10 protein-coding genes and 2 pseudogenes are annotated in these 11055 nt (G+C 67.2%); 5 read left to right on the plus strand and 7 right to left on the minus strand.

Translation table 11 applies throughout. The features are described 5' to 3' along the window. Window positions 1-127, plus strand: a pseudogene (locus tag JZ791_RS45760) (metallophosphoesterase); the annotation flags it as partial. Window positions 128-150: 23 nt separating this feature from the next. Here the strand turns inward: JZ791_RS45760 and JZ791_RS41925 are convergent. The 5 genes from JZ791_RS41925 to JZ791_RS45765 form a co-directional block, all read right to left on the minus strand. Continuing rightward, window positions 151-1572 (minus strand): TIGR00366 family protein, encoded by a 1422-nt coding sequence (locus JZ791_RS41925; protein WP_216903197.1) that lies wholly within the window; start codon window positions 1570-1572, stop codon window positions 151-153. 160 nt (window positions 1573-1732) lie between these two features. Next, window positions 1733-1930 (minus strand): ferredoxin, encoded by a 198-nt coding sequence (locus JZ791_RS41930; RefSeq protein ID WP_216903199.1) that lies wholly within the window; start codon window positions 1928-1930, stop codon window positions 1733-1735. Between the two features lie 10 nt (window positions 1931-1940). Next, window positions 1941-3140, minus strand: coding sequence for a cytochrome P450 (locus JZ791_RS41935; protein ID WP_254207281.1), 1200 nt, complete (start codon window positions 3138-3140; stop codon window positions 1941-1943). A 97-nt stretch (window positions 3141-3237) separates the two neighbouring features. Next, a complete protein-coding gene (locus JZ791_RS41940) occupies window positions 3238-3837 on the minus strand; it encodes a TetR/AcrR family transcriptional regulator (RefSeq protein WP_216903201.1) in 600 nt (199 codons plus the stop codon). 286 nt (window positions 3838-4123) lie between these two features. Beyond that, the gene (locus tag JZ791_RS45765; protein WP_254207285.1) at window positions 4124-4981 is read right to left on the minus strand and encodes a hypothetical protein; all 858 of its coding nucleotides are present in this window, start codon (window positions 4979-4981) and stop codon (window positions 4124-4126) included. Between JZ791_RS45765 and JZ791_RS46745 the strand changes: the two are divergent. Both JZ791_RS46745 and JZ791_RS46750 read left to right on the plus strand, forming a co-directional pair. After that, window positions 4895-5872: pseudogene (locus JZ791_RS46745) on the plus strand (PLP-dependent aminotransferase family protein); the annotation flags it as partial. The gene JZ791_RS45765 and the pseudogene JZ791_RS46745 overlap by 87 nt on opposite strands. A gap of 103 nt (window positions 5873-5975) precedes the next feature. Next, the gene (locus JZ791_RS46750; protein ID WP_308163456.1) at window positions 5976-6806 is read left to right on the plus strand and encodes an Orn/Lys/Arg family decarboxylase; all 831 of its coding nucleotides are present in this window, start codon (window positions 5976-5978) and stop codon (window positions 6804-6806) included. A 260-nt stretch (window positions 6807-7066) separates the two neighbouring features. Here the strand turns inward: JZ791_RS46750 and JZ791_RS41950 are convergent, their stop codons facing one another. Further along, on the minus strand, window positions 7067-7984 hold the full coding sequence (locus JZ791_RS41950; protein ID WP_254207282.1) for a TIGR03620 family F420-dependent LLM class oxidoreductase: 918 nt from the start codon (window positions 7982-7984) through the stop codon (window positions 7067-7069). A 161-nt stretch (window positions 7985-8145) separates the two neighbouring features. Between JZ791_RS41950 and JZ791_RS41955 the strand changes: the two genes are divergently transcribed. Next, the gene (locus JZ791_RS41955) at window positions 8146-9105 is read left to right on the plus strand and encodes a LysR family transcriptional regulator (protein ID WP_216903203.1); all 960 of its coding nucleotides are present in this window, start codon (window positions 8146-8148) and stop codon (window positions 9103-9105) included. A gap of 228 nt (window positions 9106-9333) precedes the next feature. On the opposite strand, the gene JZ791_RS41960 is transcribed toward JZ791_RS41955, so the two are convergent. After that, a complete protein-coding gene (locus tag JZ791_RS41960) occupies window positions 9334-10254 on the minus strand; it encodes a LysR family transcriptional regulator (protein ID WP_216903205.1) in 921 nt (306 codons plus the stop codon). A 71-nt stretch (window positions 10255-10325) separates the two neighbouring features. Between JZ791_RS41960 and JZ791_RS41965 the strand changes: the two genes are divergently transcribed. After that, on the plus strand, window positions 10326-11055 hold a 730-nt coding region (locus JZ791_RS41965), incomplete at its 3' end, for an SDR family NAD(P)-dependent oxidoreductase (RefSeq protein WP_216903207.1).

Raw genomic sequence — 11055 nt, forward strand, 5'->3', positions numbered from 1 at the left:
CGACGGCCCCGCCCCGAAACCGGTCACCCTCCCCGCCGGAAAACTCCACGCGGCCCTGGGCATTCGGGAGGTGACCTACCAGAAGGGCCAGCACGCCTTGGCGATCAAGGACGAACGACTGACCTGAACGCCGCCGGTCGGTGCGCGACCTCACACGGCGGGTATGAGCAGGAACGACGCGCCGTAGGCCACCAGGCCGAGCAGGAAGATCACCACCGTGTAGCCCATCACCTGGCGCAGTGGGAGTTTGGCCAGGGCCAGCACCGGCAGCAGCCAGAACGGCTGGATCATATTGGTCACCGATTCGCCCGCGGCGACCGACATGGACAGCTTGGCCAGATAGCCGGGGGAGCTCTGGTGCAGCGCCAGCGCGGTGTGCACCGCGACCGGACCCTGCACACCCCAGTGCCCGCCCGCCGACGGTACGAACAGTGTGATCACCAGGGAGGCAAGGAAATTCAGGAAAGGCAGGGTCATCACCGTCGCGCCCGACACGATGCCGTCCGCGATCAGCACCGCCAGCGAGTGCACATCCTTGCTCGGCGCGTAGCCGAGCAGCCCGATGATGCCGCCGTAGAGCGGGAACTGCAGCACCATCGGCCCGACGGTGCGCGCGGCGGCCACGAATGAGCGTACGTAGCGAATGGGATTGCCGTGCAACAGCATTCCCGCCAACGTGAACAGCATGACCATACTGCCGACATCCAGGCTGAAGTGGTGCAGAGAGAACGCGTACGCACCGGCTGCGACAATGACCCAGGTCAGCGGGCGGAAGCGCTCGGCCGCACCGGCCAGTCCGGTGCGTTCCTCGACCTGCGCGGCCGACTCCTCGAACAGCGCCGGGTCCGGCGCCAGCGCCTCGACCGGGGCGATGCGCCGCAGCACGAACGGGATCACCGCGACCAGTACGATCGTGGGCACGAGATTGGCGGGCTGCCCGACCTGCCGCCACAGCCCGAGGGTGTGGTGGGTGGCCGTGAAGACGACGTCCAACGGGCTTTTCGGATCGGTGTTCGCCAGCGCGACCGAGGCGGACAGGCCGCTGTTGCAGGTGATGAATCCGGCGTAGGCCGAGGCGATCAGATAGCCGAAGTGCAGCCCGGTGAGATCACTGGGCGCCGCAGTGTCCGATTGCGGTCCCTCCGAGGGCTCGCCGGTTCCCGCCTCGTTCACCCGCTGCGCGATCCGGCGCGCCAGCAGCGCGCCGGTGACCAGCCCCAGACCCCAGTTCAGGAAGGTGCACACCGCCGCGACGAGGAATACCAGGACCGCCGCCTGGATCTGCGTATTCGGCAGCGCCGCAAGCCGATCCAGGCCCCGGCGGATCAGCGGCGCATCGGCGAGCGCGTGCCCGGAGACCAGGATCAGCACCATCTCAAGTGCGAACGCGAAGATGTTGTTCTGCCCCCACACCCCCTCATACCAGGCCCGTGCCGCGCCCGAGGGCGTGGCATGCGACACCGCGGCCAGCGCGGCCACCGCGGTGATGATGGTCAGCACGACCGCGAGGATGTACGGATCGGGCATCACCCGCTCCACATAACGGACGCAGGTGTCGGTGAATCGCCTCATTGCCAACTCCGGGACTATCTGGCGTACGTTCGCATAGCGCACATACGTACGAAATCGCCCAAAGGGTAGCAGTGATCGACGTCACTCGTGACCGATACGCGAGACCGGCCGAACCTCGTCGTTCGGCCGGTCCCGGGGGATCACGATGGGGTGGGCGGAATTACGTCTCGTTCACCTCGATGGCCAACGCCGGGCAGACCTGAGCGGCCTGGCGCACGCCTTCGTGCAGTTCCGCGGCCGGATCGTCCTGGAGCAGCACCACGATGCCGTCCTCGTCGCGCTGATCGAACACCTGCTCCGAGGCCAGCACGCACTGTCCGGAGCCGATGCACTTGTCTTGGTCCACAACAACTTTCATAGGATAATCCTTACCAGGTGACGGGGAGCGAGTGAACGCCGTAGATGCTCATATCATGTTTGAACGGTACGTCCTCGAACGGAATCGCCAGGCGCAGCGTGGGAATCCGCCGGTACAGCGTGCCGTAGACCACCTGAAGTTCCATCCGGGCCAGCGGCTGGCCGAGGCACTGGTGCACGCCGTAGCCGAAGGCCACATGATGGCGGGCTTGGCGGTGGATGTCCAGGTTGTCCGGATCGGGAAAAGCCGTGGAGTCCCGGTTTCCGGCCTCGGTGACCAGCACGACGCCCTCCCCGGCGCGGATCAGCTGCCCGGCGACCTCGACGTCCTCGATGGCCACCCGCCGCCGCCCCATGTGCACGATGTTCAGATAGCGCAGCAACTCCTCGACCGCGCCGGCGATCAGCGCCGGATCCCCGGACTCGCGCACCTGCTCGAGCTGGTCCGGATGTTCCAGCAGGGCAAGGGTTCCCAGCGCGATCATATTCGCGGTCGTCTCGTGTCCGGCCAGCAGCATCAGCAGACTCATGTCCGCGATCTCGTCCTCGGTCAGCTCCCCGGCGGCGAGCTGCTCGGTGACCAGGCGGCCGATCATGTCGTCGGTGGGCGACTGCTTCTTGGCCTCGACGAGTGTGCGCAGATACGACCGCAGTTCCTCGTTGGCGGCCAGCGCGTCCTCGACGGAGTTGTCGCGCTTGATGATTCGTTTGCCGCACGCCTGGAAGAAGTCGTGGTCCTCGTACGGCACGCCGAGCAGCTGGCAGATGACCAGGGACGGCACGGGAAGTGCGAACGCGGTCACCAGATCCGCGGGCTTGGGCCCGGCGAGCAGCTCATCGATCAGCCCGTCCACCATCTGCTGCACCTGTGGCCGCAGCGCCTCCACGCGCTTGATCATGAAGTTGCTGGTGAGCATCTTGCGATGCCGGGCGTGCTGCGGATCGTCCATCGAGATGAACGAGCGGAAGCTGCGCCGCCGCGCGGCGATCGACGCGGTCTGGTGCGGATAGCCCTGATTGAGATTGTTCGCGCTGAACCGGTTGTCGGCCAGGATCTTTCGCTGATCATCATACCCGGTGACCAGCCATGGCGTATCGCCGTTCCAGATCTCTACACGGCTGATCGGCTCGACCTCACGCAGCTGTGGCGGTGGATCGAACGGGCATTTGCCTGCCCGGGTCATGGGGAAGGATGGAAGGGTTTCTGTCATCGTGACCCCTAAACGAGTTACTAAACGAACGTTCACTAACTCTGTTCACGATAGATCCGTTGGTTCGGCTAAGCAACCATCGGTGACGTGTGAAGGATCAGTCGGTGAGGAGTGAGATGAGGTCGTCGACGAATTCCGGGATGTCTGCGGCCCGGGAGGCCGGAGCTCGACTGTGCTCCAACGCAACTCGACCGTGCACGCCGACCAGGACGATGATCGCCGCGCGCTGCGGGGGTTTGCGCAGCCGGACCCCGGCGTCCTCGCACTGTTGCAGCAGCGCGGCCACCTGCTGCACGATGTCCGACAGGGGACCGGTTCTGGGTGTGGCGGGCCGGTTGTTGATGATCAGCCGATAGTGGCCCGGATTGTCCAGCGCGAACTGGCAATACGCCGTCATCTGCGCTCGTACCCGGTCCAGCAGCGCATCGGGCGGGCACTGCTCGTCCGCATTCCGCATGGTCGCCGCCAACTGTGCGAACTCGTACTCGATCAATCCCTCGACGAGCGCGGACTTATCGCTGAAATGCTGATAGATACTGCCCGGCGAAATCCCGGCGGCCCGGGCGACGCCGCGGATCGTGAGCCCCTCGTCGCTGTCCAGCTCGGACATCAGCTTGGCCGCGGCCGCGAGGATTTCCGCGCGCAACCGTTCGCCCTGTCCCCAGGGGTTTCGCACCCGCTGTGAGGTCTCTGCCACGCGTGCACTGTAATCCCATTTCCCGGTTCCGCCACGCGCGATGACTTCGCCGCGCTGGCAAGTCGGTCTCCTCCGGCCCCTTTCGCCGAATCCACCCGAAATCCGGCCGCCGAGTGGCGAGAATGGGGACCGAGGTGGGGTCATCTCGATTCGCACTGTTTGTCTGACGGACACCTGCGGGGGGACCGAGTTTGCCAGCCTTGACCGTGGACGCTGGACTTTGGGAGAGGCCGCCATGACAGAGCATTTGCACGCATATAACAGCCTGTGGCAGGTCCGCAGTGATTCATGGTGCCGGCTGGAGGAGGCCGCCGACCGGCTGACGCGCCCCAGCTGTGTCGGAGAGCTGAAAGACAAATGGGCGGACGTCTGCCGGGAGTTGCTGGCCGAACTCAGTACGCTCGAGCCCTACTGGGCCTATCCGGGATCGCCGCAATTCGCCCGTGTGCAGCGGTTTTTCGCCGCCGGCAGCTATGACAAGTTCGCGCAGGCGGTCGTGCGGATCAACCGTGCGCTCACCACGGAGTCGTACCGCTCGGGCGATGTGGAGAACGCCGGCGCCGACGACCTGGACATGTTCCCGTCCGATCCGCGGCAGCTCGAGCAGCAGCAGGCCACCCAGCGCGACCGTCCGTATTTCGAGGTGCTGGTCGTCGAGCATATGAGCGAGGACCAGGAACGGGCGTTGCGCAACGAGGTCCGCAAGTGGCGGCGTCCGGACGACGAGTTCGTGTACGAGCTGGTCGTGGTGTCCAGCGGGGACGAGGCCCTCATCGCCACACGACTCAACGTCAACCTGCAGGCGGTGGTGATCCGGCGGCGGTTCTCGCACCGGTCCATTCGCGATCTGTCGACCCTCTCGGAGTTCGTCGACGACCAGGTGACGAGCGAGCTGGCCGACCACCAGGCCCCCGAGGAGCGCGCGCGGATCCTGGCGACCTCGATCGGGCAGCTGCGGCCTGAACTGGACCTCTATTTCATGACCGAGATCGAGGTGGAGGATATCGCCGGACGCCTGGGCCGCTACTTCCGCCGCGTGTTCCACGCCCGTGAGGGCATGTTGGAGCTGCACCTGTCGATCCTTCAGGGTGTGGCCGGGCGGTATCACACCCCGTTCTTCAGCGCGCTCAAGCAGTACAGCCATCGGCCCACGGGCGTGTTCCACGCGCTGCCGATCTCCCAGGGCAAGTCGATCGTGAACTCGCACTGGATCAAGGATATGGTGGGCTTCTACGGCTTGGACGTGTTCATGGCGGAGACCTCGGCGACCTGCGGCGGCTTGGACTCGCTGCTCGAGCCGACCGGCCCGCTGCGCGACGCGCAGGACCTCGCGGCGCGCACCTACGGTTCACGCCACACCTATTTCGTCACCAACGGCACCTCGACGGCCAACAAGATCGTCACCCAGGCGCTGGTCGCGCCCGGCGATATCGTGCTGCTGGATCGTAACTGCCATCAGTCGCACCACTACGGGATGATGATGGCCGGCGCGAATGTGGTGTACCTGGAGGCGTATCCGCTGCACGACTACTCGATGTACGGCGCGGTGTCATTGCGCGAGATCAAGTCGAAACTGCTGGCGCTGCGCCGGGCCGGGAAACTCGACCGGGTCAAAATGATGTCGCTGACGAACTGTACTTTCGACGGAATCGTTTACGACGTAGAACGGGTCATGCAGGAGTGCCTGGCCATCAAGCCGGATCTGGTATTCCTCTGGGACGAGGCGTGGTTCGCGTTCGCCGGATTTCACCCGGTCTACCGCACGCGCACCGCGATGGCCTCGGCCCGGGCCCTGCGCGAGCGACTGCAGGATCCCGAGTACCAGCAGCGCTTCGAGGAGTACCTGACCGTCGACGCCGACAACCCGCCCAGCGACGAGGAACTGCTGAACCGCCGCCTCATGCCGGATCCGGCGCGGGCACGAGTGCGGGTGTACGCCACGCAGTCGACGCACAAGACGCTGACCGCGCTGCGGCAGGGTTCGATGATCCACGTCTTCGACCAGGACTTCGATCAGAAGGTCGCCGAGCCGTTCCACGAGGCGTACATGGCGCACACCTCGACCTCGCCCAACTACCAGATCCTCGCGTCCCCTGGATCTCGGTCGGCGGCAGGCGGCGCTGGAGGGCGTCGAGCTGGTGCAGCGGCAGATCGAGAACGCGATGCAACTGCGCGACGCGATCGACAACCATCCGCTGCTCAGCAACTACATGCGATGCCTGCGCACCTCCGATCTGATCCCGGACGGCTTCCGCCCCTCGGCCATCGACCAGCCCCTGCGCTCGGGGCTGCGCAATATGATGGCGGCCTGGGAGCAGGACGAGTTCGTACTGGACCCGTCGCGGATCACGCTGTACATCGGGCGCACCGGGTACGACGGCGACACGTTCAAGCGCCAGCAGCTGATGGACCGCTACGGCATTCAGATCAACAAGACCTCGCGCAACAGCGTGCTGTTCATGACCAATATCGGCACCACGCGCAGTTCGGTCGCCTATCTGGTCGAGGTCCTGGTGGAAATCGCGCGCACGCTCGAGCAGAACATCTCCGAGATGAGCCTGGGGGAACGGGAGCGGTTCGGTCAGGCGGTACACCGGCTGACCGAACGCGCGCTGCCCCTGCCCGATTTCGGCGGATTCCATCCCGCATTCCTGGACCACAGCGGGAGCGAACCCACCCCCGAGGGCGATGTGCGCCGGGCGTTCTACCTGTCCTACGACGACACCAACTGCGAGTACCTCACCGGCGAGCAGATCTACGAAAGGCTCGACGCCGGAACCGATGTCGTGTCGGCGACCTTCGTCACGCCCTACCCGCCGGGATTCCCGGTGCTGGTACCCGGTCAGCTGGTCACCCGGCGGGTACTGGATTTCATCCGGGATCTCGATACGCCCGAAATCCACGGCTACCGGCCGAATTTCGGCTACCGGGTGTACACCGCCAAGGCTATGGAGATGCTCGAAGCCTAGGTAGGGACGGTACTTTCGTCGTCACGGCATGCCCGGCACCTCGTCCCCACATCCTTTCTGCCGGGCTCCAGGCCAAAAGCATGCCGGGACAACGAGTGTTGCCAGCGGACTGTGACCACGGACGTAATGACGTGTCGACAGTGGGCTGGGACTGCTGACTAGATGACGAGCGCCGACCGTGGGCTCGGACTACAGACGGGGCGACAAGTGCCGAAAGCCCACCGGGCCTACGGATCATCCTTCGGGTGCCGTTACAGGTGTCAGGGCAATCGCAACAGGTCCGTCAACGCCGGGGCGATGTGGGCGAGTTGGTCTACGCCCGTGGTGAATTCGGTACCGATCGGCGGGAGCAGGGCGACGTGGTCGGCGCCCGCGGCCAGGTGTGCGCGGACCTCGGTGGCGATCATGTCCGGGGTGCCGTGTGCGACGAGCGCGTCCACCAGCCTGTCGCTCGGATCGGCGAGTTCCTCTGCGGTGTAGCCGAATTCGGCGAGGGTGGCGCGGGCGTTACCGCGGTCGAGTGCGTTGACGACCTGCTGTCGTGCGGCGGCGCGAGCCTGGTCGAGGTCGTCGTCTGCCACGATGGACAGGCCGACGACCAGCAGTTTGTCCGGGCCGAGCTGCTTGCGGGCGTCGGCCGTGTGCTCGACCGGTTGTCCGGCGGGAAACGCGCCGTCGGTGATCTCGGCGGCGAGCGTGAGCATCTTGGGCCCGAGCGCCGCCAGGATCCGCGGGTACGCGACATCGGGTGCGGGCGGCCAGGTTTCGCCGTCCATGGCGGTGATGTAGTCGCGCATGGTGGACAGCGGGCTGCCGAACCGCCGGCCCACGCTCTCGGCCTGGTTCGGATAGCCGACCCCGAGACCGAGCGCGAACCGGCCGGGATATGCCTGCGCGAGGTAGGCGGCCGCACCGTGCGCGGTCTGCGGCGCTCGCGCCCAGATATTGGCGATGGAGGTGCCGACCGTCAGCTGGTCGGTGGCGGCCAGCAGCACGGCCAGCTGGGCGAACGCATCCTTGCCGATCCCCTCGTTGGTCCACGCGGTGTGATAACCGGCCTGCTCGAGCCGGCGGCCCGCGGCCCGCTGCTGGTCGGCCGGGGGAGTGGCGGTGAACGTGACCGGCAGGCACACGCCGACCCGGCCCAGGTCCGTGCGTGTCGTCTCGGTGATGGTCATGGGGATCCTTTCCACTGCGTCCACTGACGGTGTGTCGGTAGCTCCACTCTGATCCCCCGCGCGGCCGGTATCCAATGATTCATTCGATTCGCGCGATTCGATTCGCGCATCGTCACAGCTCGTGCAGGTGACAGGGGATCGGCCGGGGTTATGGTGGAGTCATGCCCGATGTGGTGGACCTGGACCTGCGGCTGGTGCACAGCTTCACGGTGGTGGCCGAGCACCTGCATTTCGGCCGTGCCGCCGTGGCCCTGCACCTCACACAGTCGTCGCTGACCAGGCAGATCCACCGGCTGGAGCGTCAGGTCGGGGCGCGGCTGCTGGACCGCGGGCCGCAGGGTGTCCGGCTCACCGACGCGGGTGTCGTCTTCCTGGCGCAGGCCGGGACGCTGTTGCGCAGCGCGGGCCGGGTCATCGGGCAGACCCGTGCGGCCGCCCGGCCCGACCGCATCACCATCGGTTACACCGGAGACCTGATCATCACCCCCGCCGTGCGCCGGATGCGGCGGCTGCATCCCGATGCCGAGGTGCGCACCCAGTACGTGCTGTTCTCCGAGGTCTCCTCCGCGCTGCTCCAGCACCGGGTGGACGCGGTGATCACCCGGCTGCCGTTTCCCACCGAGGGCCTGCACGTCACGATCCTCTACGACGAGCCGCGCTCGGTGCTCATGCCCCGCTGCCATCGGCTGGCGGGCAGGCAGTCCGTCACGCTCGACGATATCGCCGACGAGCCCGTACCCCGGTTGCGCGAATCGGATCCGGCGTGGAATGCCTACTGGCGCATCGACCCTCGTCCCGACGGCCGCCCGGCCCCCGACGGTCCGCTGCTGGAGAGCGTCGAGGACAAACTCGAGGTCGTCGCCTCCGGTGAGGCCGTTGTCATCGTCGCCGGGCGGTGCTTCACCGCGCTGCGCCCCGACGTGGTCGCGATTCCGCTCGACGGCGTCGACCCGGCACATGTCGTACTGGCCACCCGGCGCGACGACCACAACCGCCTGGTCGCCGCCTTCGGCAAGTATGCGCGGGGGTGCCTCACCGGTTTCGGGCCCGACGGTCCGGACCGATCACCGATCGATGGGCTCCGCGCCGATTCCGGTACGGAGCTGGCCGTCGAGTTGTGAGTCGTTGTCGCTCGGCGGAATTCACTGAGCGCCCGGCCGAGGGAAGATTCGCGCTGACGATGGCGATATGGTGTCGGCCAGGCGTTCCTGATCGGTCGTTGCCCGGCAGGATGAGTGGATCGTTCGAGATCTACGGCTTCCCGACCGTCGTAGCCTGCGGCCTCGATCCGTGCGTTCGGCGCTGCTGGATCAGGTTGTCCAGCGGGGTCTCGTTCGATGCGGCGCCGGCTACTCGGAAGGGCTGTCGGCCTCGACAGCGGTGGCGCGCAGGGCCTCGGCCAGACGCGTAGTGGCCTCGGAGAGGGGACGAGGGAGGCGGGCCAGCAACATGCGGCGGGTCTCGTTGGCGCCGCCGCGGACCGGTAGGGCCCGCACACCCGGGGGCAAGGCCGGGAGCATCACGGCGGGGACGGTCGTGATGCCGCATCCGCCCCCGACCAGGGCGAGTTTGGCCAGCCAGTCGCGGGCGGTGTGAGCGACGTCGGGACGCTCGTCCAGGCCGGGCCATACTCCCATGACAGGACCGGCGCCGGATCCGGCGATCCAGCGCTGCCCGCGCAGATCCGCGACGTCGATGTAGTCGCGGCGGGCGAGCGGGTGATCGGCCGAAATCGCAATGCGCAGTGCGCGTTCGGTGAGCACCTGCAACATCAGGGCGGGGGTTTCGGCGTCCGGCGGGCGGTACGGCGGCGCCGAGGCCAGTAGCGCCAGATCGATGGTCCCCGCGCGCAGGGCCCGCACCAGCGCCGGGGTGCCCGCCTCCCGGCCGACCACCGTGATCCCCGGATGCGTGTGCCGCACCCGAGCCAGCGCCCGGGGTACGAGCCACGCTCCGGCGCTGGCGTACCAGCCCAGCCGGACGGTGGCCCGCTCCCCTGGAATTCCCGCCAATTCCCTTGCGGTGGCATCGATCTGATCGATCACCGCGGCGGCGCGCCGGGCCACGACCTGCCCGGCCGGTGTGGGCCGCACCCCGTCGTGCCGACGCTCCAGCAGCGGGACACCAGCCGCTCGCTCCAGGGTGGCGATCTGCCGCGACACGGCAGACTGGGTGTAGCCGAGCGCGGTCGCCGCAGCAGTCAGCGTCCCCCGCTCGACCACCTCTCGGAACACCCGCAGCGCGGTCAGCGAAGCATCACCGAAGGCCATGACAATTACGCATACCATGTCTGACTATTTCTCGCTGGAAACATGCCTGAACCACTCCTAGCGTAGGAGGCATGAATTCGATCAGCCCCACAGTCGCGCTCGTCACCGGGGCAACCCAGGGACTGGGCCTGGCCTTGGTCGAGGGCCTGGCCCGACGCCTGAGCCCCGCCGACACGGTTTATCTCACCGGCCGCAACCTCGACCGCATCGCCGAGGCCGTTCAATCGCTGCCCGCCGGTGGGGCCAGGGTGCGCGGTGAACTCCTGGACGTCGCCGACCCGCACGGGGCCGACCGCTTGGCCGAGCAACTGCGCGAACGGCACGGCGGAATCGACATCGTGTTCGGCAACGCGGTCATGCGGGTGGGCCCCGACGACGATCCCCGCGCGATCATCCGAGAGTACGCCGAGGTCAACAACTTCGGCACCACCCGCCTGCTGCGCGCCTTCGCCCCGCTGCTGCGTGACAACGGCCGCCTGCTCGTGGTCGCCAGCTCGCTGGGCACCCTGCGCTACCTGGCCCCCGTGCTGCACAACAGATTCGACGCCCTACCCACCCTCGACGAGGTCGACGCCCAGACCGCCGTTTGGCGCGACGCGGTCGCCGACGGCACCGCCCGCTCGGGCCCCTGGCCCGGTTTCGTCAACATCCCCTCGAAGATCGCCCAGGTCGCCGCCGTTCGCACCCTGGCCGCCCAGCGTCGCGAAACCGACTGCGCCCGAGGTATTCTCCTGGCATCGGTCTGCCCCGGCATGATGAACACGCCCACCTCGGCAGGTCCGCGCATCACCGACACCGCCC

It is taken from the genome of Nocardia alni (assembly GCF_019038435.1).
In the GTDB taxonomy this organism is placed as follows: Bacteria; Actinomycetota; Actinomycetes; order Mycobacteriales; family Mycobacteriaceae; genus Nocardia; species Nocardia alni.

What these genes read in the sequence shown, in the direction of transcription:
- JZ791_RS41925 (WP_216903197.1), bottom strand. Translation starts at nt 1,572, where the DNA reads ATGAGGCGATTCACCGACACCTGCGTCCGTTATGTGGAGCGGGTGATG.
- JZ791_RS41930 (WP_216903199.1), bottom strand. Translation starts at nt 1,930, where the DNA reads ATGAAAGTTGTTGTGGACCAAGACAAGTGCATCGGCTCCGGACAGTGC.
- JZ791_RS41955 (WP_216903203.1), top strand. Translation starts at nt 8,146, where the DNA reads ATGCCCGATGTGGTGGACCTGGACCTGCGGCTGGTGCACAGCTTCACG.
- JZ791_RS41960 (WP_216903205.1), bottom strand. Translation starts at nt 10,254, where the DNA reads ATGGCCTTCGGTGATGCTTCGCTGACCGCGCTGCGGGTGTTCCGAGAG.
- JZ791_RS41935 (WP_254207281.1), bottom strand. Translation starts at nt 3,140, where the DNA reads ATGACAGAAACCCTTCCATCCTTCCCCATGACCCGGGCAGGCAAATGC.
- JZ791_RS41950 (WP_254207282.1), bottom strand. Translation starts at nt 7,984, where the DNA reads ATGACCATCACCGAGACGACACGCACGGACCTGGGCCGGGTCGGCGTG.
- JZ791_RS45765 (WP_254207285.1), bottom strand. Translation starts at nt 4,981, where the DNA reads ATGGCTGTACTGCTTGAGCGCGCTGAAGAACGGGGTGTGATACCGCCC.